The sequence below is a fragment of the Streptomyces sp. XH2 genome (assembly GCF_049725035.1).
In the GTDB taxonomy this organism is placed as follows: Bacteria; Actinomycetota; Actinomycetes; order Streptomycetales; family Streptomycetaceae; genus Streptomyces; species Streptomyces roseoverticillatus.
In genome coordinates, this window is the sequence record NZ_JBMMMZ010000005.1 from 130,818 (window position 1) to 153,730 (window position 22,913).

The 22,913-nt window shown below is 71.6% G+C and carries 12 protein-coding genes (1 of these 12 only partly in view); 3 read left to right on the forward strand and 9 right to left on the reverse strand.

Annotated elements, in window-relative coordinates; genetic code table 11:
* Nucleotides 1-6,871: the 5' end (the start) of a type I polyketide synthase gene (locus ACOTKD_RS11930; protein WP_424888869.1), read on the reverse strand. The gene continues 21,674 nt to the left of window position 1, outside the view; only the first 6,871 of its 28,545 coding nucleotides appear in the window; the start codon lies at nucleotides 6,869-6,871; the stop codon falls past the left edge of the window.
* Between the two features lie 264 nt (nucleotides 6,872-7,135).
* Entirely contained in the window at nucleotides 7,136-8,173 is a 1,038-nt protein-coding gene (locus ACOTKD_RS11935; protein ID WP_424888870.1) for a GDP-mannose 4,6-dehydratase, read from the reverse strand.
* Nucleotides 8,174-8,356: 183 nt separating this feature from the next.
* Here ACOTKD_RS11935 and ACOTKD_RS11940 point away from each other — a divergent pair, with 183 nt between their 5' ends.
* Nucleotides 8,357-9,616 carry a PP2C family protein-serine/threonine phosphatase gene (locus tag ACOTKD_RS11940; protein WP_424889118.1) on the forward strand — a complete coding sequence of 420 codons (1,260 nt, stop codon included), beginning with the start codon at nucleotides 8,357-8,359 and terminating at the stop codon, nucleotides 9,614-9,616.
* A gap of 152 nt (nucleotides 9,617-9,768) precedes the next feature.
* Here ACOTKD_RS11940 and ACOTKD_RS11945 read toward each other — a convergent pair whose 3' ends face one another.
* Together ACOTKD_RS11945 and ACOTKD_RS11950 are read right to left on the reverse strand one after the other, a co-directional pair.
* Nucleotides 9,769-10,812: a JmjC domain-containing protein gene (locus ACOTKD_RS11945; protein ID WP_424888871.1), complete on the reverse strand. Its 1,044-nt coding sequence runs from the start codon at nucleotides 10,810-10,812 to the stop codon at nucleotides 9,769-9,771.
* An 86-nt stretch (nucleotides 10,813-10,898) separates the two neighbouring features.
* Complete coding sequence (locus tag ACOTKD_RS11950; RefSeq protein WP_424888872.1) at nucleotides 10,899-11,954, reverse strand: cytochrome P450; 1,056 nt, start codon at nucleotides 11,952-11,954, stop codon at nucleotides 10,899-10,901.
* A gap of 580 nt (nucleotides 11,955-12,534) precedes the next feature.
* On the opposite strand from ACOTKD_RS11950, the gene ACOTKD_RS11955 reads away from it, so the two are divergent.
* Both ACOTKD_RS11955 and ACOTKD_RS11960 read left to right on the forward strand, forming a co-directional pair.
* Nucleotides 12,535-13,800 carry a M14 family metallopeptidase gene (locus ACOTKD_RS11955; protein ID WP_424888873.1) on the forward strand — a complete coding sequence of 422 codons (1,266 nt, stop codon included), beginning with the start codon at nucleotides 12,535-12,537 and terminating at the stop codon, nucleotides 13,798-13,800.
* A gap of 214 nt (nucleotides 13,801-14,014) precedes the next feature.
* Nucleotides 14,015-15,754: a mycolysin gene (locus ACOTKD_RS11960; RefSeq protein WP_424888874.1), complete on the forward strand. Its 1,740-nt coding sequence runs from the start codon at nucleotides 14,015-14,017 to the stop codon at nucleotides 15,752-15,754.
* Nucleotides 15,755-16,101: 347 nt separating this feature from the next.
* Here ACOTKD_RS11960 and ACOTKD_RS11965 read toward each other — a convergent pair whose 3' ends face one another.
* The 5 genes from ACOTKD_RS11965 to ACOTKD_RS11985 all read right to left on the reverse strand — a co-directional run bounded on the left by ACOTKD_RS11965 (nucleotide 16,102) and on the right by ACOTKD_RS11985 (nucleotide 22,734).
* Nucleotides 16,102-17,337 (reverse strand): helix-turn-helix domain-containing protein, encoded by a 1,236-nt coding sequence (locus ACOTKD_RS11965; RefSeq protein WP_424888875.1) that lies wholly within the window; start codon nucleotides 17,335-17,337, stop codon nucleotides 16,102-16,104.
* A gap of 1,026 nt (nucleotides 17,338-18,363) precedes the next feature.
* Entirely contained in the window at nucleotides 18,364-19,080 is a 717-nt protein-coding gene (locus ACOTKD_RS11970) for a hypothetical protein (RefSeq protein WP_424888876.1), read from the reverse strand.
* A complete protein-coding gene (locus tag ACOTKD_RS11975) occupies nucleotides 19,077-19,673 on the reverse strand; it encodes an RNA polymerase sigma factor (RefSeq protein ID WP_424888877.1) in 597 nt (198 codons plus the stop codon). Before ACOTKD_RS11975 ends, ACOTKD_RS11970 begins: the two co-directional genes overlap by 4 nt.
* Before the next feature lie 659 nt (nucleotides 19,674-20,332).
* Nucleotides 20,333-20,917 carry a hypothetical protein gene (locus tag ACOTKD_RS11980; protein WP_424888878.1) on the reverse strand — a complete coding sequence of 195 codons (585 nt, stop codon included), beginning with the start codon at nucleotides 20,915-20,917 and terminating at the stop codon, nucleotides 20,333-20,335.
* On the reverse strand, nucleotides 20,917-22,734 hold the full coding sequence (locus tag ACOTKD_RS11985; protein WP_424888879.1) for a hypothetical protein: 1,818 nt from the start codon (nucleotides 22,732-22,734) through the stop codon (nucleotides 20,917-20,919). Before ACOTKD_RS11985 ends, ACOTKD_RS11980 begins: the two co-directional genes overlap by 1 nt.
* Nucleotides 22,735-22,913 lie beyond the last annotated feature (179 nt).

Sequence of the window (22,913 nt, forward strand, 5' to 3'; positions counted from 1 at the left end):
CCGGGTCGAACGCGGGGTGGTTTCCGAGGAAGGAGCGCAGGCGGGCGGCCTGGTCGCGGAGCGCCGCCCGGCTCTTGCCGGAGAGGGTCCACGGCACGACGGCCGGCACGAGCGGCGGCTGTCCGGGCTCGTCGCGCGGGCCGGTAGCGGCCGGGGCCTCTTCGAGGACGACGTGCGCGTTCGTGCCGCTGAAGCCGAAGGAGGAGATGCCGGCGCGGCGCGGACGGCCGGTCTGCGGCCAGGCGGTCTCCTCGGTGAGCAGCCGTACGGCTCCGGTGTCCCACTCGACGTGCGAGGACGGCTCGTCGGCGTGCAGGGTGCGGGGCAGCACGCCGTGGTCCATGGCCATGACCATCTTGATGACGCCGGCCACGCCGGCCGCCGCCTGGGTGTGGCCGATGTTGGACTTGACGGAGCCCAGCAGCAGCGGCCGCCCGGGGTCGCGGTCCTGTCCGTACGTGGCGAGCAGGGCCTGGGCCTCGATGGGGTCGCCGAGCGTGGTGCCGGTGCCGTGGCCCTCGACCGCGTCGACGTCGGCGACGGACAGGCCGGCGCCGGCCAGCGCCTGGCGGATGACGCGCTGCTGGGACGGTCCGTTGGGGGCGGTCAGTCCGTTGGATGCGCCGTCCTGGTTGACGGCGGAGCCCCGTACGACGGCCAGGACCCGGTGCCCGTTGCGCCGGGCGTCGGAGAGCCGTTCGAGGACGAGCACGCCCACGCCCTCGGCCCAGCCGACACCGTCGGCGCTGTCGGAGAAGGCCTTGCAGCGGCCGTCCGGCGACAGGCCGCGCTGCCGGGAGAACTCGATGAGGGCGCCCGGGGTCGACATCACGGTGACGCCTCCGGCCAGGGCGAGAGAGCACTCCCCCGCGCGCAGCGCCTGCATCGCCCAGTGCATGGCGACGAGCGAGGACGAGCACGCCGTGTCGACGGTGACGGCGGGGCCCTCCAGCCCGAGGGCGTAGGACACGCGGCCGGAGGCGATGCTCGGCGAGGTGCCGCTGCCCTGGTGGCCCTCGAACTGCCCGCCGGCGAGCGTCTGGGCGTAGTCGTTGTACATGACGCCGGCGAACACGCCGGTGCGGCTGCCGCGCAGGGTCACCGGGTCGATGCCTGCGCGTTCGACGGCCTCCCAGGACGCCTCCAGGAGCAGGCGCTGCTGCGAGTCGGTGGCCAGCGCCTCGCGGGGGCTCATGCCGAAGAAGGCGGGGTCGAACTCGGGTGCCTCGTGCAGGAATCCGCCGAAGCGGGTGTACGAGGTGCCGGGGTGGTCCGGGTCCGGGTCGTAGAGCGCGTCCAGGTCCCAGCCGCGGTCGGTGGGCAGGCCCGAGACCGCGTCGGTGCCCTCGCGGACGAACCGCCACAGGTCCTCGGGCGAGGCGACGCCGCCCGGGTAGCGGCAGCTCATGCCGACGATGACGATCGGGTCCTGGTCGCCGGCGGCCCGGGGGGCTGCCGCGGTGGTGGCGGCTTCGGAGCCCATGAGCTCGCCGAGGACGTGCGCGGCGAGCGCGGCGACGGTCGGATAGTCGAAGATCGCCGTGGCCGCGGTGCGCAGGCCGGTGGCCGCGCGGAGCCGGTTGCGCAGTTCCACGGCGGTGAGCGAATCGAAGCCCAGCTCCCGGAAGGGGCGCTCCGCGTCGATCTCGGCGGCGCCGGAGTGGCCGAGCACGGCGGCCACTTGACCGGCCACGAGGTCACGTACCACCTCGTCGCGGTCGGTCTCTTCCAGCCGGGACAGCTTCTGGACGAGGCTCACGGCCGTCTCCGAGCCGGAGACCACGGAGCGGCGGACGGGGGTGCGGACCAGGCCGCGCATCAGTGCGGGCACGTCCCCCCGGGCCCGCAGGACGGACAGGTCCAGCCTGACCGGCAGGAGGACGGCGGCCGTGGTGGCGGTCGCGGCGTCGAAGAGCGCGACGCCCTGTTCTTCGGTGAGCGCGGGGGTGCCCATGCGGGCCAGGCGCCGGAGGTCGTCTTCGGTCATGCCGCCGGTCATGCCACCGGTGGGCGCCCACGGGCCCCAGCCCAGGGAGAGACCCGGCAGCCCTTCGGCGCGGCGCAGCCGGGCGACGGCGTCGACGAAGGCGTTCGCGGCGGCGTAGTTGCCCTGGCCCGCCGTGCCCACGGTGCCGGCGAGGGAGGAGAAGACGACGAAGGCGGCCAGGTCCAGTCCCCGGGTGGCCTCGTGGAGGTGCCAGACGGCGTCGGCCTTGGGCCGCAGCACGGCGCTGATCCGCTCGGGGGTCAGCGACGCGATGACGCCGTCGTCGAGGGTGCCGGCGCTGTGCACGACGGCGGTGACGGGGTGCTCGGCGGGCACTGCGGCCAGCAGTCGCCGCACGGCGGCGCGGTCGGCGAGGTCGCAGGCTTCCAGGGCGACTCGCGCGCCGTGCGCGGCCAGTTCGGCGACGAGTTCGCCGGCTCCCTCGGCGGCGGCGCCCCGGCGGCTGACGAGCAGCAGGTGCCGTACGCCGCGCTCGGCGACCAGGTGGCGGGCCAGTACGCGGCCCAGGCCGCCGGTGGCGCCGGTGAGCACGACGGTGCCCTCGGGGTTCCATCGCGTGTCGTTCTCGGGCGCCCGGGCGCGGGAGAGCCGGGCGCCGAGCACGGCGCCGCCGCGGAGGGCGGTCTGCGGCTCGTCCGCAGCGGCCAGGGCCCGGGCGAGCTGCGGCGCGGCGGGATCGGCGGGGTCGGCGGGGTCGAGGTCCAGCAGGCCGAAGCGGTCCGGGTGCTCGGCCTGTGCGGCGCGCACCAGGCCCCAGACGGCGGCGGCCGCCGGGTCCGGCGCCTGACGGCCGTCGGTGGTGACCGCGCCGCGGGTGACGAAGACCAGCCGCGAGCCGGCGCACCGCTCGCTCTCCAGCCAGCTCCGCAGCTGTTCCAGGACGTGGGCGGTGCGGGCGTGCGCGGAGGCGACCGGTTCGTCATCCGTGGTACCGGCGACAGGGGCGAGCACGACGTCCGGGATCTCGGTGGCGGCGTCCGGGCCGGGCCAAGCCGTGACCGTACAGTCCGGCGAGGTCAGTGCGTCGGCGAGACCGAAGAGGTCCGGGCCGAGGACGGCGACGGCGGCGGGTTCCGTCCCGGACAGGTCCGGCAGCGGGGCCCAGCGCAGCTCGAACATGGCGTCGCGGGCGAGGGAAGCGGCGGCGGTCAGCCGCTCGTCCGGCATCGTGCGCAGGACGAGCGAGCCGACGGAGGCCACGAGGGCGCCCGTGGTGTCGGCGACGGCGATCGCCACGGCGTCGTCGTCGGTCCGGGTCAGCCTCACCCGCACCGTCGTCGCCCCGCTCGCGTGCAGGGTCACGTCCTGCCACGAGAAGGGCAGGCCGCCATGGCCCTCGCCGAGGCCGGCGAAGGCCGTGGCGTGCAGCGCGGCGTCCAGCAGGGCCGGGTGGATGCCGAAGGACCCGGCGGAGGACGCGGCGTCGGTGTCCGGGAGCGCCACCTCGGCGTAGACGTCGTCACCGGCGGCCCACGCGGCGCGCAGGCCCTGGAAGAGGGGGCCGTAGCCGAAGCCGCCGTCGGCGAGGCGGTCGTAGAAGCCGTCGAGGTCGAGCGGCCGGGCACCGGCCGGGGGCCAGGCGGTGGCGTCGAAGACGGCGCGCTGCTCACCGGCGACGAGGGTGCCGGCGGCGTGCTGCGTCCAGGGGAGTTCCTCGGGCCCGTCGGGGCGGGAGTGGATGCTCAGCGCGCGGCGGCCGGACTCGTCCGGGCTGCCGGCCCACACCTGCACCTGGACGCCGCCCTCCGCGGGCAGGACCAGGGGCGCGGCCAGGGTGAGCTCCTCGACGCGGCCGCAGCCGGTCTCGTCGCCCGCGCGGACGGCCAGTTCCAGGAAGGCGGTGCCCGGGAGCAGCACCGTGCCGCGCACCGCGTGGTCGGCCAGCCAGGGGTGGGTGCGCAGCGACAGGCGGCCGGTCAGCAGCAGGCCGTCGGAGTTGGCGACCGACACGGCCGCCGCCAGCAGCGGGTGGCGGGCCGCGCCCAGGCCCGCGGCGCGGATGTCGGTGCCCTGTGCGGGCAGGCCCTTGGGCCAGTACCGGCGGCGCTGGAAGGCGTACGTGGGGAGGTCCGTGCGCCGGGCGCCGGTGCCGGCGAACCAGGGCTCCCACTGAACGGCTGTGCCCCGGACGTACAGGCCCGCCAGCGCGGTGGTGAGCGTCTCGGCCTCGGGGCGGCCCGGGCGCAGCACGGCGAGCGTGGCGGGGGCGGTTCCGGAGGTGCCGTCGGCGCCGCCGTCACGGGTGTTGTCACCGGTGTCGTCGAGGCAGGCCCGGGTCATGGCGGACAGGACGCCGTCGGGGCCCAGTTCGAGGAAGGTGCCGGTGCCGTGGCCGCTGAGCCAGGCCACGGTGTCGGCGAACCGGACGGCGTGGCGGGCGTGGTCCACCCAGTAGTCGGGGGAGGTCAGCTGCTCGACGGTGGCGAGGGTGCCGGTCAGGCCGGAGACGACCGGGATGACGGGCGCCTGCGGCGCGAGGCCGGAGACGACGGTGCGGAACTCCTCCAGCACGGGTTCCATGAGCGGGGAGTGGAAGGCGTGCGAGACCTGCAGCCGCTTGGTCTTCCGGCCCAGCGCGGCGAAGTGCGCGGCGACGGCCTCGGCTTCGTCCTCCTCGCCGGCCACGACCAGGGCGGTGGGCCCGTTGACCGCGGCGATCGAGACGCGGTCCTGCCGGTCCCGGAGCAGGGGCAGGACCTCGTCCTCCGTCGCTTCCAGCGAGACCATGACGCCGCCGGCGGGCAGCGCCTGCATGAGCCGGCCGCGGGCGAGCACCAGGGCCGCGGCGTCGGCCGCCGAGAAGACCCCGGCCACGTGTGCGGCCGCGATCTCGCCGATGGAGTGACCGGCGAGGAAGTCCGGCTTGACGCCGAAGGACTCGGCCAGCCGGTACAGCGCGACCTCGATCGCGAACAGGGCGGGCTGCGCGTAGCCGGTTTCGTTCAGCAGCTCGGCCTCGGGTGTGCCCTCTGCGGCGAACAGTACATCCCTGAGGGGAGGTTCGAGGCCCTCGCCGAAGCCCTGGTCGATGCCCTGGTCGAAGTGGGCGAGGATTTCGTCGAGCGCGGCGGCGAAGGCGGGGAAGCGCGCGTGGAGTTCACGCCCCATGCCCGGCCGCTGGGAGCCCTGCCCGGCGAAGAGGAAGGCGAGCTTGGTGCGGCCCTGTGCGGTGCCCTGGTCCAGGCTCGGCGCGGGTTCGCCGGCGGCCAGCGCGGTGAGGGCTTCGAGAGCCCGGTCGCGGTCGGCGGCGGTGAACGCGGCGCGGTGTTCGAAGCCGGAGCGGGTCGTGGCCAGCGAGTAGGCCACGTCCTCCGGCGCGAGGCCGGGACGGGAGGCGAGGAGGTCCAGCAGCCTGGCGGCCTGGGCGCGCAGGGCCTCCCGGGTGCGGCCGGAGACCAGCCACGGAACGGGGCCGGCAGCGACGGTGGCGGGTTCGCCGGCTTGGGCGGCCGCGGTCGCCGTCTCCTCCGTGCCCTCCTCCTGCCCGGGTCCGGCGACCGGTTCGGCCGGTGCCTCCTCCAGGATCGTGTGCGCGTTGGTGCCGCTGAGGCCGAACGAGGAGATGCCGGCCCGCCGCGGCTGCTCGCCCTGCGGCCACGGGACCTGCTCGGTCAGCAGCCGTACGGTCCCCGCCGTCCAGTCGACGTGCGAGGACGGCGTGTCGACGTGCAGCGTGCGGGGCAGCGTGTCGTGCCGCATGGCCAGCACCATCTTGATGATGCCGGCCATGCCGGCCGCGGCCTGGGTGTGGCCGAGGTTCGACTTGACCGATCCCAGCAGCAGCGGGTGATCCGCGGCGCGGTTGCGGCCGTAGGTGGCGATCAGCGCCTGGGCTTCGACCGGGTCGCCGAGGGTGGTGCCCGTGCCGTGCGCCTCGACGACGTCGACCTCGTCGGCCGAGAGGCGCGCGTTGACCAGTGCCTGTTCGATCACCCGCTGCTGGGAGGGGCCGTTGGGAGCGGTCAGGCCGTTGGAGGCGCCGTCCTGGTTGACGGCGGAGCCCCGGATGACGGCGAGGACCCGGTGCCCGTTGCGCCGGGCCTCCGAGAGCCGTTCCAGGACCAGTACGCCCACGCCCTCGGCCCAGCCGGTGCCGCCGGCGGAGTCGGCGAAGGAGCGGCAGCGCCCGTCGGCGGCCAGCCCGCCCTGGCGGCTGAACTCCACGAACGTCGTGGGTGCGGACATCACCGTGACGCCCGCGGCCAGCGCCAGGGAGCACTCGCCCTGGCGCAGGGAGTGGGCCGCCAGGTGCAGGGCCACCAGGGACGACGAGCAGGCGGTGTCGACCGTCACCGCCGGGCCCACGGCCCCGAAGAAGTAGGAGAGCCGGCCCGACAGGACGCTGGTGGCGCCGCCCGTCAGGAGGAAGCCCTGGGCGTCGTCCTCCGGGCCCACCCGGTACTCCGGGGGCATGGCCCCGACGAACACGCCCGTCCTGGTGCCACGGACCGCGGCCGGGTCGATGCCGGCCCGTTCGAAGGCCTCCCAGGAGGACTCCAGCAGCACCCGCTGCTGGGGGTCCATCGCGAGCGCCTCGCGCGGGGAGATCCCGAAGAATCCGGCGTCGAACTCGGCCGCGTCGTGCAGGAACCCGCCGGAGAACCTCTGCGTGTCCCCCGTGTCCTCCGTCAGCGTCTCCCAGCCGCGGTCGGCGGGGAGCTCCGTGATGCCCTCCTCGCCGACGACGAGCATGGACCAGAGTTCCTCGGGGGTCGTCACGCCCCCGGGGAAGCGGCAGCTCATGCCCACGATCGCGATGGGCTCACGGGCCGCGGCCTCCAGCTCGCCCACCCGCTGCCGGGAGCGCCGCAGATCCGCGCTCGCCCGCTTCAGGTAGTCCCGGAGCTTCTGTTCCTTGTCCACCTTCGCCACGTTCAACTCAACCCATCTCAAGACCGACGGACAGCAGGGGATTTCGATGTGGACATCCGGCACCGGGATGGCTTTCCCACAGCGAACGAGTCATCTGGAGGCCCCGCACGGGGCACTGCTCCGCTTCCCTCACACCACGCGCCCAGTCTCGGCGGGCGTGTCCACGGAAACCCGTAGAGTCGGCCGGCCCCGGTTCCGGTTCCGGCCGCCGCTCCGGCGTCGCAATGGGGGTGAGCAGGTGTTTTCCGGCGAGCCCTACCAGCTCGCCGCGGCGAGCAGCTCGCCGTGGTCACGCTCGAGGCCGGCCTGCCGGAGGTCGGACTCCACCATCATCCGCATCAGTTCCTCGAAGCCGACCTCGGGCTCCCAGCCCAGCTCCCGGCGGGCGTCGCCGTAGTCGGCGCACAGCGTCTCGACCTCGGCGGGCCGCACCAGCGCCGGGTCCACCACGACGTGCTCCTCCCAGTCCAGGCCGGCGGCTTCGAAGGCGATGCGGGCGGCGTCCCGCACGGAGTGCATCCGGCCGGTGCCCACCACGTAGTCCCTGGCGCTGTCCTGTTGCAGCATCAGGTGCATCGCGCGGACGTAGTCGCCCGCGAAGCCCCAGTCGCGGACCGCGTCCAGGTTGCCGAGCAGCAGCTTGTCCTGCAGGCCCAGCTTGATCTGCGCCACCGCGAGGGAGATCTTCCGGGTCACGAACTCCGCGCCGCGGCGGGGCGATTCGTGGTTGAAGAGGATCCCCGAGACCCCGAACACCCCGTAGGACTCGCGGTAGTTCTGGGTGATGTAGTGGCCGTAGGCCTTGGCCACCCCGTAGGGGCTGCGCGGGTGGAAGGAGGTCCGCTCGCTCTGCGGCGACTCCACCACCTTCCCGAACATCTCCGAGGAGGAGGCCTGGTAGAAGCGGATCCGGCCGCGACCGTCGCCTCCGCCCGCGGACTTGCCCAGACCGCTCACCATCCGGATCGCTTCGAGCATGCGCAGCACCCCGGTGCCGTTGACCTCGGTGACGAGCTCCGGTTGCACCCAGGACATGGGCACGAAGGAGACGGCCCCGAGGTTGTACACCTCGTCCGGCTGCACCAGGTCCACGGCCGAGACCAGGCTCCCCTGGTCCATCAGGTCTCCGTCCACGAAGGAGAGGTCGGGTATCAGCTTGGCCACCCGGTCCTTCCGCGGGTTGGCCTGCCCTCGGGTCAGGCCCCACACCTGGTAGCCCTCGGCGAGCAGGTGCTCGGCGAGATACGAGCCGTCCTGTCCCGTGATTCCGGTGATCAGCGCGCGCTTGGACATTCGGTCCCCTTTCACTGCCACGGACAAAGCCGGTCGAGGGCCGCAAGTCCTCACCCAACGGTCGGCAGGCTCACGGAATCACGGAGCGGGCTACGGAATTTCAGAGTCTTCGGGCGCGGGCAGCGGGCGTGACGGAGGGCTCCGGCGCTACGACCCACCGTGATCGGCGGGTTCGTGCCCGACATGAGAGAGGCCGGGATCGGTGTGAGACTGGGAGCGGAAGGGGTGATCCCCGTGCCGGACCCACCGCATGCGTCCGCCGGCCCCGACACCGCCGTCGACGAGAACCGGCTGGAAGAGCTGATCGTCGAGGCGCAGACGGCCCTGCCGTTCGAACTTCCCGGCCTGGCGAACCGGTGCGCCTCGGCCCTCGGCCTGGGCACCGCGCTGGTCTACCTCGTCGACCTGCAGCAACAGCTGCTGATCCCGCTCGACGAGACCTTGGAACCGCTTCCGGTGGACCGTTCGCCGGCCGGCTGGGCGTACCGCACGGTCACTCCGCGCGTGGCCGATGCCGGCGACGACGTGATGGTCTGGATGCCCTTGGTCGACGGTGCGGAGCGGCTGGGCGTGCTGGCGGTGCGCACCCCCTCGCTCGACGGGGTGCGGATGCGCCGCAGCCGGATGCTGGCCTTCCTGTTCGCCATGCTGATCACCTCCAAGCGCACCTACAGCGACTGGCTCGCCGCCCGCGCCCGCACCTCGGCCATGCGGCTGCCCACCGAGATGCTGCGCGCCTTCCTGCCGCCCCACACCATCGGCAGCAGCAGGTGCGTGTCGACCGCGGTCCTGGAGCCGGCGTACGACGTCGCCGGCGACGCCTTCGACCACTCGGTGGTCAAGGACATCCTGCACACCGCGATCCTCGACTCCATGGGGCACGATCTGAACTCCGGCCTGACCACGTCGGTCGCCATGGCGGCGGCGCGCAACGCCCGCCGCGGCGGTGGCGACCTGGCCGACGTCGTGGGCTCCGTGGACCAGGCCCTCGCCCACTGGCTGCCGGACCATTTCTGCACCGGCGTGCTGTGCCGGCTCGACGCGCTCACCGGGGAGCTGCGCTGGGTCAACTGCGGTCATCCCCCACCGCTGCTGATCCGGGCCGAGCGGGTGCTCGACGGGGTGCTGGACAGCCCGCCGCAGCCGCCGATCGGCCTGGCCGGCCAGTTCGCGCCGGCAGCCCGGCAGGTCCACGAGACGACGCTGGAGCCGGGCGACTGCGTCCTGCTTTACACCGACGGCGTCGTGGAGGCCCGCGACGCGGACGGCGCGGAGTTCGGCCTGGACCGGTTCACCGACTTCATCATCCGCTCCTCCGCCGCCGGCCAGCGCCCGGCCGAGGTCCTGCGGCTGCTCGTCCACGCCATCCTCGACTACCAGCGCAACCAGCTGCGGGACGACGCGACGATTCTGCTCTTCGAGTGGCGCCCGCAGTTCTGGTAGGGCGGTACCGAGCGGAGTGCCCGGACGGCCCTCACGGAACTCCCCGGCCCCGGCCGGACCGCGTCACCCCGCCCGGCGAACACGAGCTTCCGGCCCGGCGTCAAGGTCGGCGGCTCCGATGGCGGCTGTCAAGTCAACGCCACGGCTGTGCGTCAGCGCGCGCTGCGTGCCGCGTCGCGCAGCCTGCGCCACGTGCGGCTGACGGACACCGGCCCGGCACGCCTGGCGCCGGATCCGCCGTCCCCCCAGTTCCGGGCCGCCTCGGCGAACGTCTCCATTTGCTGTGACGCGTCCGGCTGCCGTGATGTGTCCGGCTGCGGCGTCGCGAGCGGCAGGCGCGCCTGCGCGGTCCGTGCGGCGGTCCGCAGGTCCTCCGGTGCGATCGCGTCGAGCCTCGCCCGTGCGTGGCTGAGCAAAGTCGCACAGGCGTCGTCGATCGCCGCCTCGCCCAGCGGGCGCGCCGGGAGGTCCAGCCCTTCGGTCAACTGCCGCTCCAGGGCTGTGCGCAGGTCCTGCAGGGAGACGTCGCGGATCGTCAGCGACAGGTGGGCGGACAGTCCGGCGGCGCCCACCGCGCGGTGCGCGAAGCCGCGCGGGACGTAGAGCACGCTGCCGGGTTCGAGGACGCTGCGCAGGCGCAGCGGGGAGCGTTCGTCGTCCGGGAGTTCTCCCAGCGCCCAGTCCGCCACCGCCGGTGCGTCGTGGACGTACCAGGTCTTGCGTCCGGCCGCCTGGAGGACGAACACGTCGGCGTCGTCGCGGTGCACCGCGAGGCCCTGGCTGCCGGCGGGTGTGACGAAGAAGAACGCCTCCACGCGCCGGCCGAGCTCCTCGGACAACCGCGCCACCAGGTCGCCTGTAGGGCGGTGCCACTGGTCGACGCAGCGCAGGAGCAGCGTCGCCCCGGAGCGCAGGAGTGCGACGACTTTCGCGCGGTCGGCGAAGCCGTGGTGCGTCGTGCCGTTGACCACGCGTGAGGTGGTGTAGGCGCCGGCCGGCACGGTGACCTTGTCGGAGCGGACCATCTCCAGGTAGGGGGTGCGCAGCAGCCCTCCGTCGAAGGCGGCGTCCAGCTCGTCGAGGCCGAACGGCGAGGCGAGTGTCTCCGGTGTGAAGACGGCGGGCTCGCGCTGCCACTGGCGGCCGGTGAAGCCGGCGACGTCGCCGACCCAGCCGGCCAGCGTGGGCGATTCCATGGTGTTTCCCGTGGTGTGGTGTCAGGGTGTTCGGTGCTCGTGGCGGGGGGAGGCGTGTGGCGGGCGACGCAGTGGCGAGGTGCCGGTCACGCCCGGGTTTCCGCCTCGAACCGAACGGAGAGCAGGGAGCGCAGGGGGACTTCCGCGTCCTGTCGCGGGCTGCGGATGACGAGCCGGTTGTCGAGGGCTACGGTCAGCAGGCGCTCGGCCAGGGGCACGACCAGGTGCTTGGCCCAGCAGCGGGCACCTTCGAATCCGAACGGCATGAACCCGGGCGTCTTCTCCGGGTCCGCCACGCCGGCCCACCGCTCGGGCCGGAACTCCAGGGGGTCGGACCAGTAATCGGGATGACGGTGCATCAGGAGCGGGAAGAGCGCGACGTTGTCCGTGGGGCGGATCTCGGGGTGCAGTGCGGTGTACGCGTCCCCTCCCTTGCGGAACAGCATCCACGCGGGCGGGAGCAGCCGCAGCGTCTCCCACAGGACGGCGCTGAGGTCGTCGCGGGTTCCTTCCCGTTCCCCCGTCTTCCTCATGAGCCACAGGGCGTTGCCGGACAGGGCGGCCACGCCGTCGCAGAGGGTGGCTGTCGCTCTCCGGTACAGGGCGACGGCCTGCCTCCTGTCCCGGGTGCCGGACGCGTCGCGTATCTGCTGGGCCAGCGCGGTGCCTCTGCCCTCGGCGGCGGATCCCGGCCAGACGGTGACGGCACGGTCGACGATCCGGGAAAGGGTGTCGGAGCGGGTGATGCCGCGTTTCGACAGGAGGGAGACCGGCAGGGGGTCGGACGAGAAGAGCCACCGGCGCAGGTAGGAGGTGGGCGCGTAGGGCCAGGCGCCGGAGAGCCCGCGCGCCGGGGGCGGAGGAGTCCGGATGCCGGCCATGACGTCCTGCCCCAGCGCGCGGATCGTCCGGGTCGCGCTGTCGTGGTGGATGCCGGCCCCTGCGGCGGGCTTGTAGACCGAGCGCTCCGTCGGCAGCACGGGGCGCGCCGCGACGATTTCGGCCATGAGGTCGCAGTCGGAGACGCCGACCGTGGTCGCGTCGATCCGGAACACTTTCTCTTGCCTGACCAGCAGTTCCTGAATCCGCGGGGCGTACACGACGGAATGGTCGCGCACCGCCGCCGGCACCGTTTCTTCCACGAAAATCCCGCTCCATTGACATGGCCATGAAATACCTGCGGCGGCGGAATCCGACACGGGCGCGGCCGCCGCGGACCGGCGGCCGGCAGCACTGCGCAGCGCCGGCGGAGGCAGCGGCACGGCCGCGGCGTCCGCCGGCGACGGCACGTCAGATGACGTGCAGCACCCACGCGTGGTTGGCGAGGTCCTCGTCCTTCTTGAACCGCTTCACAAACGCCTTGACCATCTTCATGATTACTCCATTCCCAGGATGACGGGCACGACGAAACAGGGGTGCCCACACCATCGTTGAAGTCCGGCGTTCCGTTCCGGAAACCGAACGGCTTCATCTAAACGCCGGCCCTCACCAAAAGCGAGCGATTCTGACACTCTCTCGGCAAGAAGACGATCGGATCAGTTCCGGCGCTCTGTTGCGCAGGAGTGGGCGGGAGTACCTTCCCGCCCCATGGGGATTCGCGCACGAAGCTGCCGCATGACGTACAGATCCCGCGTGGCAGCGGCTCTCGGCCGCTGCCCCCTCCGACCGGACGGCCGGTCCCGGCCCCCGCGGCGCCCGCCGAGGACGGCCCGCATCCGGACCTTGGTGACCGGAGCCGCCACCGCCGTACTCGCCCTGGCTCTCCTCCAGACACCCGTGCAGGCCGCACACACCCCGTACCGGACCGGCTTCGAGCTCAGCAACGGAGCCCGCTGGACCACCCAGGCCGAGGAACAGCGCCTCCTGACCGCCCTCGACCGGTCGAGTGACCGCCTCTCCGTCCGCCGCATCGGAACCACCCGCCAGGGCCGGCCGCTGCAACTGGTCCGCATCGGCGCCACCCACCGCACCGCCGTGACCGTTCTTCTCACCTGCAGTCAGCACGGCGACGAGCCCGCCGGCCGGGAAGCCTGCCTGACCCGCGTCCGCGACCTCGCCCGCGCCACGGACCCGGCCACGCTGCGCCTCCTCGCGCGCACCACCGTGCTGGTCGTCCCCACGGCCAACCCCGACGGCCGCGCCGCGGACACGCGCACCAACGCGGACGGCGTCGACGTCAACCGCGACCACATCGCACTCAAGGCCGCGGAGAGCCGCGCCCTGGCCGCCGTCATCCGCGACCACCGGCCCGACATCGTCTACGACCTGCACGAGTACGGAGCCACCCCGCCGTACTACGACAAGGACCTGTTCGACCTCTGGCCCCGCAACCTCAACACCGACGCCCGTGTGCACCGGGAGGCGCAGACCCTCTCGGCGGCGTACGTGCGCCCCGCCGCTCAGGAGGCCGGACACAGCACCGGCACCTACGGCATCTGGACCGACCCCGCCACCGGCGACCCCGTCAAACAGGTCGCCGGCGACGGGCAGGAGCGCATCCTGCGCAACACCGCAGGCATCAAGCACGCGATCGGCCTGCTCATCGAGAGCCGCGTCGACCCGATGACGGAGGCGGAGAAGGCGGACCCGGCCCTGAACAACCGGCGTCGCGTCCGGTCCCACCTCACCGCACTGGACGGGATGTTCGCCTTCGCGGACGAGCGGCGCGGGCACATCGCCTCGGCCACGACCGCAGCACGCGTCAAAGGCCTCGCCGACCGGGGCCCCGTCCACCTCGGCGGCGCCGACAACGAACCCGCTCCCCCAGGGCGGACGTTGTCCGACCCGCCCTGCGCCTACCGGCTCACTGCGGAGCAGTACGCGGACACCCGGGACGAACTCGCCCTGCACGGCATCGAAACCACCCCGTCACCCGCGGGCGGCGCGCTGGTTCCCCTGAGGCAGCCGCTGCGGTCCCTGGTTCCGCTCCTGCTGGATGCCAGGGCAACGTACAAACTCACCGTGGCTGAACCCGTAGACCCCTGCTGACCCACCGTCATCGACCGGCCACGCCACGAGGACACACCGCCGACAGCAGTGACATGCACAAGCCATGAGGTATAGGGTTCCGGCCACTGTTACCCACGGTTTCGCTATGGCCAATGGTTGGCCGCTGTAGTGACCCGGGGTCAGTACCCAACCCCCCTCACAGCTCTGCCGACGCGCACCGAATCGGCCGTGCACGTCGCAGGAAGGCATGTCTATGTCCTCAATACGGCCTCGAATACGGCCCCGCACACGCGTCCTGAGACCCGCCGCTCTGACCGCGACGGCAGGCGCACTCGCCTGCCTGGCGGCTGTCGCCATACCGTCCACCTCCGCAGCCACCCCCACCCACAGCGACGCCTGCACGATCCGCCCCGCGGAGAAGAACTCCGAGGCGCCGCTCAGCTGTCTCGGCGTCACCGCTTCCCTCGACCGCCTGCCCGCCGTCGGCGAACGGGCCACCCTCACCGTGAACATCAAGGCGCAGACCGACGTCAAGCACGCAGGCCTGACGGTCCAGCTGCCGCCCGCGCTCCGGATGACGGGCCGGGACTCCGGGTTCGCCGCTCCCACGACGGACACCTTCGGGCAGCGCACCAGCCGGACGCTCGCCCTCACCCCCGGCACCCGGGCTCTCACGCTTCGGGTCGAGGCGGTCGCCGCCGGCCCCGTCCAGATCCAGGCGGACGTCAGCGACATCGACCGTCCCGACCCGAGCCGCGCCGGGCACGGCTCGGTGGAGATCAGCGTCGGCAAGACCAAGGGCTCTTCCAGCAAGGGCATCTCCGTCACCAAGGCCGACGCGACCCCGGCCCACGGCCCCGTGACCGGCGACCGCCCGGCACGCCCGGTCACCCCCAAGGCCCCTCCCGCCCCCGCCCCTTCACCCGCCTCAGGCGCGTCCTCGCCCCGCGCCGCCGCCTCGGCCGGCGCCACCGCGCAGGTCTGCGTCAGCGGCACCTACCGCAACCGCTTCCAGTCCGCCGAGGGCGGCAGCTGGAACGGCAAGGCCGACCGGGACGAGCCGGTCAGCAACGCCAACATCACCCTGTGGGGCAAGCCCACCGCCAACAGCAGCACGCAGAAGCTCGCCACGGGCATGACCGGCAACGGCAACGGCGCGTTCAACCTCTGCTACTCCCCCACCACCTCCGTCACCTCCAAGGTCTGGGTGGAGTTCCAGACGCAGGCGGGCGGCATGTGGTCCGTGGTCGACGGCAACGGCCGCCTCTACACCACCGCCACCTATGCGCAGGACAACGTCTCCCGCAGCACCAGCCTCGGCAACGTGTACGCCAACGCCGGGCAGAGCCGGGCCTGGCACGCCCTCGACACCCTCAACAAGCTGTGGTGGAACAGAGGGTCCACCACCACCTGCTGGGCCGGCAGCCAGCAGGACAACCGCTGCACCCCCATCACCGTCCAGTGGTACCCCGGCTCCACCGACGGCACGTACTGGACCGCCGGCGAGGACAAGATCCACCTCGCGGACAACGACCCCGACTCCGAGCACACCACCGTCCACGAGGCGGGCCACGCCCTCATGGGCAAGCTCTACAAGGGCTGGTGGCCGAACGTCACCAACTGCTCGCCCCACTACGTCAACCGCACCTCCTCCACCAGCTGCGGCTGGACCGAGGGCTTCGCCAACGCGGTGGCGTTCCACACCTTCAACGACACCACCTACTACTGGGGCAACGGCAGCTCCCTGAACCTCGCCAACGACCGCACCACGACCGGCATCGACGCGAGCGACGCCTGCGAGGCCCGCGTCGCCACCGCGCTGGTCGACCTGTGGTCCCAGGTGGACGGCGGCTGGACGAAGAGCAACACCATGATGTCCAAGACCTGGCAGTCCGGCTTCCGCGAGTACTTCCTCACCGACCGTCCCGACTACGGCCTGGACACCGGCCCCAAGGCCCGGAACATCCTCTACAACCACACCATCCAGTACTGATCGATCAGCACCTGCAGGGTCCGGGCCGGCTGACGGCCCGGACCCTGCGCGCCGGGGCGACCTCGAACACCGCGCAGACGACGCGCCCTTCGAACCGAAAGCTCCTGGCGAGTTACCCGGCACGTGGTTCCTGGAAGGAAGCGTCCGGCTGCCGTAGCGACCGCTGGAACGTCAGGGGTGGGGGGCGCCGCATCTGTGTAGTGGCCTCGCCGGCCAGGACACCGGCGGCGGCGAGTTCGGCAAGCGGGTGGCCGTCGAACCCGCGGAGCCCGGGTGGCGGTAGGTCCGTCTCCGGAGCCTGTCGACCCTCGTCCGCGGAACGGCCTGCCCCGGGGTCAGGTCGTGGTCTACAGGCGGGCGAGGGCGCTGAGCCGCAGGGTCCGGTTGGTCCTTTTGCCGGCGCGCTGGAAGAGGCGATCGTGCTGGGGGCTGCGAGGGATCACTCCGACGAGGGCTTCGCGGTAGGAAGTGATGATCTCGCACAGGCGGCTGGGCCGGCTGTCCGGTGCCATGACCGGGCTCGGTCTGCTGCCCCGGGTTTCCCCGGTATCCGTCGGCGGCAGGGCCCCTTCCGAAGCCCGGCCCCGTGGCGCCTCGGGTTCGGGCCGGGGCCGTGTGGCCGACATCGTTCCGGCGTCATCGGCGGGAGCCGGCGGGCGTATGGTCTTCTCCCACAGGGGCTGGAAGTAGGGGATCTCGCCGCCCAGGACGTGGAGGATGCTGACGAGGTCGCACCAGCCGGGCATCTGGGTGCCGTCGAGGGCTGTCGTCACGGTTTCAATGGCCAGAGGGCGCTTGCTGGCGGTGGCGATGTCGTAGGCAGTGGGCTGGCCCGCCCGGATGTGCAGGGTCTGCAGGGCGGCCAGCAGGCGGACACCGGCCCGGAGGGGATCTTCGTCATCGTCGTCCGCCTCCTCCTGCGCCGGGAGAAGAGGGGCGTCGCTGCGCAGGAACTCGCTCTCCCACAGGGGGCGCAGGATGGCGGGATCGGCGTCACAGGCGCGTGCGAGGCGTTCGATGAGGGGCCAGGTGGGGATGCGTTCTCCGCTGAGGATGCGGGAGAGGTAGGAGGCTGAGCACCCGGTGCGTTCGCTGATCTGCTTCATGGATCGGCCCGAACGCCTGGCGACCATGGACAACGCGGGTGCGAGCCGGTTGAAGGCGGCGCGGGGGCGGGAGCGGGCGGGGGCGGGCTGGAAGGCACTGCCCCGTGGTGGCGTGGGCACGGGGCTGAGGGGGGTGCGTGGCGTGGTGCCGGGGTAGAGAGCGGAGACGGAGGCGGGGGGCGGGCCCATGCGGGTGAGTTCGCTGAGGCGGCGCAGGATGTAGTGGTCGGTGAAGCGGTGGCGGGCGGTGTCGTCGCTGATGCCGAGGATGCGGGCGATGCGGTTCCACGTGGTGCGGTGGATGCGGGCGCGGCCGACGAGGCCAGCGGTGAGGCCGTCGAGCTGGGTGCGCATCCGGGCGGCCAGGCGCAGGCAGTCTTCGGGGGTGGCGCTGGTGAGGCTGCGCTGGAGGCAGCGCAGCTCCTGCTGCATGTCACGGATGATCTCGGCGAGGGCCTCGTCGCCCTCTGCGCGCATCTGTGCGGGTGCCTCGGAGGGCGGGCGTAAGTCGGGCGGGGTGGTGGTCTCGAGGCGGCCGCCGGAGAGCGGGGTGGCGGTGAGCGAGGGGTCACTGGTTCGGGCGGACTTGCGCTGGCGGTGGGCTGCCTGACGGCAGCCTGCCGAGCAGTACTTCTGGGGGCGGCCTACCTTCGGGCCTTCGGGCGAGGGAGGCAGGGGGGTTCCGCAGTTTTCGCACACGGTGGTCACGGCGCTGAAGTCCTGTCACGTAAAGGGTTCAGGTAGGTTGAGTTGCGTCGCACTTTCCGCAGATTCCCCTGCCGGCATCCGTGAATTTCGTTCGATGCCCGGCCGGCGATCCGCGGGGTCCGGTATTCCGTCACGCAGGAGGCGAGTGGGCCGAGGGCCGGCCCGCGGCGTGTGCGGACCGGCCCTCAGGTGTGCCTAGCTTCTGGTGCGACCTCGGCGGATGCGGCCTCCTCCGGCCGTTCCCAGGGCTGCGGCCGCGGCCGCGTACACCGTCTCAGGCGGGATGACCACCTGGACCCGGACCTGCGAGATCAACAGGATGCCGAGGACAGGGAGGCATAAAAACGCTGCCCATCGCGCCTTGACCACACAGGACGTGCGGGGTTGCGTCACGCGGGGGTTGCTACTCTCACTACCACTGCGCGCCGGTCGGCCACTACGGCCGGCACGCGGGCGCCGGGGGGATCGGGTCACTGTTCAGGCTCCTTGCTCTCGGTTGGTTGATGGTCTGACCGCGTGCAGGGCCTCGGAACAGGTTTTGGCGGCCTTGTTGAGTGCCCTGCACGCGCCGGACGTTGACATTACTGAGCTCACGGCGACGGGGCCCAATCCGCCTATAAGGCCTGGATCGGTCTTCATTGACGATTTCTGCAGGACAGCCTTTGTTTTGTTGACCCGTCAGCCGGAAAAGTTCCTCAAACGTCACGACTGCCCGCCCGTATCCATCACTTTCTGCTAGGCCCCGCCCCTGTCCCTTCGCCCGGGCGGCCCCCGCGCATCACCCGGCACCCCTCGTCACCGCCGCCCGGACACGCGGGTCTCCTCCGCCGTGAGCTGCAGCAGCTCATCGGCCAGCTCCTCGTCGGGCCGGCTGACGATCCCGCACCCCGCCGCCGGCACCAGGCGCTCCACCGCCCCCTTCAAGGACTCCACCGGCTCCCCCGCGCTGCTCCCGTGCCGCCCCGCGTACTGCGTGAAACGGGTCAGCAACTGGAAGAACCCGTGGACAGGCGGAGGCGCGGGGTCCCCTTCGGGTGGCGCCTCGGCCTGCTCCAGCCAGTGCTCAGCCTCGCGGAGCTCGCCCCGGCCCGCGTGATGCAGGTGCAGGCAGTAGGCAGCTGCTCTCAGGCCGGCGCCCGCGGCCAGTTCCCACCACACTTGCGCACTCTCGCAGTGCCCGGTCAAGCACAGCAGGCAGGCGAACGCCAGCGCACCCTCGATGTCAATGGGGTCGCGAGCCAGCAGATCCTGCGCCGGGCGGACATCTCGCACCGCAAGAGTCTGCGCGAGCCGGCGGACCCGCGCGGCGACGTCCGGACCGTTGAGAACCCACCGGCACACCACCCCCAGTGCCTGCCGGGCCCGCCGCGTCTGAGCGAGCTCCCCCGGACCGCCGCTCTGCCCCGCCTCGGCGGCCAGACGCCGCAGCCCGGCGGCCTCGTCGAAGTCCCGGCTGGCCGTGGTCGGCACGACCGCATCGGCCAGGAGCGCGTCTATGCCGGCGGTGCTCATGCAGTGCCCTTCCTCGTGCGGGGCGGGTCGGCAGGCAAGCCGAGCTGTATGCGCAGCCGCTCGCGGCCGTTGCGGCCGTGGTAGTCCACGACGCTCTTACTCAGCCCCAGGAACCAGGCGATTCTCTCCGTCTCGTAGCCCAGGAGGTACCGCAGGACCACGACGTCGAACTGCTTCGGCGGCAGGTCGGCTATCGCCGCGTAGAGGCCGACGCTGCTGTCCATTCGCTTCAGCTGGTCCCGGCTGGCCTGCAGGGCACGGGCCATGGACCCGTCGGCGATGAAGGACGGGCGCCGGTCCTCCTCCTTCATCTGCAGCCCGACCGCCTGCCGCAGCACCGCCCAGGTGGCCCCTTCCAGGTTGCCCTCACTGGACAGCGTCCCCCAGGCCCCGCGGATCTCGCTGAAGACCTGGTGCACCAGCTCCTGGGCCTGGTCGCTGTGGCCGAGGTGGCTCTCGGCGTAGTCGAGGTAGAGCCGGACGTGCAGGAGGTAGAAGGCCTCGAAGTCCAGCGGCAGGGGTGCGGGCGTCAAGGCGTCGACCTGCTGCGGCTGCTCCTCGGGCAGGGTGCCGTCGAATTCCTCACTCGTCATACCGGCCATCCACTGGCCGGAGCGCCGTTTGCGGACCTGCCGGAGGCCCAACCCCTGGCGCAGGGGCTCATGCCGGGGGCGAGTCGCCGGTCGCGGCCCGCGTCGAACGTCGTACGCATGCGGTTGCGTTCCTCTTCACTTGTGTGGACAGCTCAACCGCCCTGCTCAGCAGGCACGGTCGTCCCCCACCACCCACCTAAGTGATTTCTTGGGTCGCTCGCTCAACCGCCCCACGACAAATTTTTCGACCCTTCATCCGACGTCGCGGTGCGTGGCTTGGGCATATAAATCGACAGGTCTACACCATGCGGACTGCCTGCATATATGTGCACCCACTCTCTCCAAGCCTGCCGACAAGCAACCCCTGCAGGTGATGCAGCTCACACCAGAAACGTGGTGCCCGCACCGCCACGACTGGAGCGGCGACATGGCTGTCGGCCGGTTCCGGAGGCCGGGGTGACAGCACACGGGCAGGCGCAGGCAGACGCGATATCCAGGGCGCCTCGGAGCCGCCAGGCTCCGGGCGCCCTCGGTGTGCTCTCCGAGAGGCGCCAGCACTCATGCGGGGGTCCCGTCAAAGAGCGCGTCCCGGATGCGGCGGGCTACGGCTGGGTCACTGAGGTAGCCGCTGATGCCGTGCTTGTCGGGGGTCGGGTTCTTCACCTTGCCGTAGTTCTCGATGTCAGGAGCGACGGGGAAGTACATGTGGTCCAGAGGGTGGAGGGCGACGACGTCCTGGTCGTCGTACGCGTTGAACCAGTCCGCCACGCAAGCGGGTCGGCTGACTGGCCTGAGGCTCTGTGGACGTCGCGGGTGACCAGGGCGATACTTCCGGCGCTCAGACCCGGGACCCGGTCAATCACGCGCAGTGCGGCGATCACCCAGGGCCAGTTCTGGACGTCCCGTGCGATCACGGATGGATCATCCGCGGCTGCCCTGATGTCTTCCTCCGCGATGCCCTGGGCCCGCACCACGTCCTCGACAACCGCCGCGATGAAGTCCTGCTCGACAGATTCAGGTTCGCCGTGGCCCTTGACGACCACGTCCGGCACGGCGTCCGAGCCCTGCGCCAGTTCGAACAGCGTCTGCCCGTAGTAGGGGAAGCGGATCAGTTCGGCCGGTATCTGCAGGTCGCTGCCGATGTTCCGCAGCCCGGTATGCAGCCCCTCCATCCACTCCTTCTTCAGTTCGGCGGCGTCCTTGAATTGCTGGGATCGTCCGTGGATCAGCACAAGCCCACGCATCACGGAGCTCCTTCCTGATCCTGAGTCAGGACTTCACGGAGTCGGGATAGCTCCTCGGCAGCGAAGAGCGTCCAGTGCGAGGGCAGAGGGGTGGGTAGTGCCCGCGCCACAGAAGGTTCGAGCAGCGCCCACCCGCGCGCCAGGAGGGGCACCGGCGGCACGACGGGGCCGGCAGTCCGGTCCCGCGCGAGCAGCCGCACGTCGTACAGCGCGGGCCTGTCGTCGCCGAGCAGCGTGTCCACGAGGTCGCGGCGGCCGAGCTCGACCATGGCGTAGGCGACGTACAGGTCGATCGAGGGGTCGCCGTCGTGGGCACGGTCATGCAGCCTCACCAGGCCTTCCAGACCGGTCTCTTCCCACCACGGGAGGCCGTAGCGCGAGGCCACAGCCATCCAGGCGCGTTGGTTCAGGTAGTCCGGATCCGTGCTGGGAGCTCGAGATGAGATGTACGAGACGTCGACGAGCCGACTGTCGTCGATGGTGAGGGTGCCCAGGTAGCCCGGGTAGGCAGGTACGAACGCGCAGTGCCCGGAAGCAAGCTGTACGAGCACGGTCGTCGGCCAGTCCCCTACGGGTTCCAACCACACCTCGTCTTTGATGACTCGCAGCTGCCCACACTGTCGTGTTTCCGCGCCATCGAGCTCGGATCCGTGCACGCGTAGGACGGCCATGTCCATGATGTTTTCGAAGTTGTGCTCGGTGTGCACCCGGGATGTGGCGAGCCTCGCGATCTCCTCTGCGCTCGGAGGCTGGTTCAGCCGGATAAGTGCGGATTTGGCGCCAGTCAGTGCGGGGTCGAGCGGCCGCAAAGCCTGCACAGTGTCGCGTATTTCTGTACCGGATGGGCCTTCCGGGAAGGGCAAGGGCAAATTCGGGTGGGACAACTTGCGCTTGCGCCAGCGGCGCAAGCGCGGTCGAGAACCGCTGCCGCCTGCTGAGCCAGGGAGAGGTGGAAGCGGTTCGGGAGCGTCGTAGCCGCCGGAGAGAGGACCACTAGGAGGGCCTGCGGGGCGAGCCGGCTCGAGCCGGGAGAGCCACGCCTCGTACGGGTCGGAGCAGACCCTGCCCTCGGGCTCCTGAACCACAGCTGTTGTCGCCTTCAGTTCCCTGATACGGGTGGTGACAAGCTTCGGCAGGGCTTTCCGGAGGGGATAGGGGCGCACCACGTCATACGTCTCGTCACCATCCCTTCCTGCGATGCGCTCTCGCAGATCCGGGTACATGCCACGAAGCGCCTCCGCGAAGACCTCCGTATACACGGCTCGGTAGGAGCGGCTCGCCTCCACCGCGTCGGCGATCTCGAATGCGGGCTCGCCCAGTCGGCAGGCATAGAACACGTCCACGCAACCTGTGGCTGCAGTAGCCGGAAGGTTCGGGAAGATCTCCGAGCCGGTCACATCGTCGGCCTGGATACCTGTCGGCGCCGTGCGGCAGGCATCTGACACGAGCACGACGTGGGGAATGCCGCACCGCTCGGCGAGCCGGATACTGCGCGCGACATTGATTGCCTCATTCGGGTTGGCCGGGGCACCGGTGAGCAGCCAAAACTCGCTGCCGTTGTTGTTCACGCCGTGACCACAGAAATAGACGATCAGCTGGCCAATTACACCCCGGTCCACATACGCGTGTACAGCATCGAACACATCCGACGCCCGCACCGGGGTGCCGTCCTCGTCGGAGCGGACCGTTACGTGCCCGGTGGGGATGCCTTGATCGATCGCCCAGTCACGCATGGCATCCAGGCCTTTACCGACAGCCTGCAACCTGGGCAGTCCCCCGGAACTGCGCACCCCGATCAGCACTATCGCACGTTGCATGGCACTCCGTCCGCATGTACCGGAAGGGCCATTTCCAGTCTCGCCCTAAGCCGGGACCAGCGCACGATCAGTGCGCGCGAGCACGCGCCGTACCCCGCACGGTGGCGTCCCGCACCGCCCGAGCCCCCGTCCGCACCGGTCTTCCTTCTGGACCGGCAGGACGGGTCGCACATCGCCCG

Excerpts from the sequence above, each read along its gene's own strand:
- ACOTKD_RS11940 (WP_424889118.1), top strand. The coding sequence starts at position 8,357 with ATGAGAGAGGCCGGGATCGGTGTGAGACTGGGAGCGGAAGGGGTGATC.
- ACOTKD_RS11935 (WP_424888870.1), bottom strand. The coding sequence starts at position 8,173 with ATGTCCAAGCGCGCGCTGATCACCGGAATCACGGGACAGGACGGCTCG.
- ACOTKD_RS11960 (WP_424888874.1), top strand. The coding sequence starts at position 14,015 with ATGTCCTCAATACGGCCTCGAATACGGCCCCGCACACGCGTCCTGAGA.
- ACOTKD_RS11985 (WP_424888879.1), bottom strand. The coding sequence starts at position 22,734 with ATGCAACGTGCGATAGTGCTGATCGGGGTGCGCAGTTCCGGGGGACTG.
- ACOTKD_RS11980 (WP_424888878.1), bottom strand. The coding sequence starts at position 20,917 with ATGCGTGGGCTTGTGCTGATCCACGGACGATCCCAGCAATTCAAGGAC.
- ACOTKD_RS11945 (WP_424888871.1), bottom strand. The coding sequence starts at position 10,812 with ATGGAATCGCCCACGCTGGCCGGCTGGGTCGGCGACGTCGCCGGCTTC.
- ACOTKD_RS11970 (WP_424888876.1), bottom strand. The coding sequence starts at position 19,080 with ATGAGCACCGCCGGCATAGACGCGCTCCTGGCCGATGCGGTCGTGCCG.
- ACOTKD_RS11975 (WP_424888877.1), bottom strand. The coding sequence starts at position 19,673 with ATGACGAGTGAGGAATTCGACGGCACCCTGCCCGAGGAGCAGCCGCAG.
- ACOTKD_RS11965 (WP_424888875.1), bottom strand. The coding sequence starts at position 17,337 with ATGCGCGCAGAGGGCGACGAGGCCCTCGCCGAGATCATCCGTGACATG.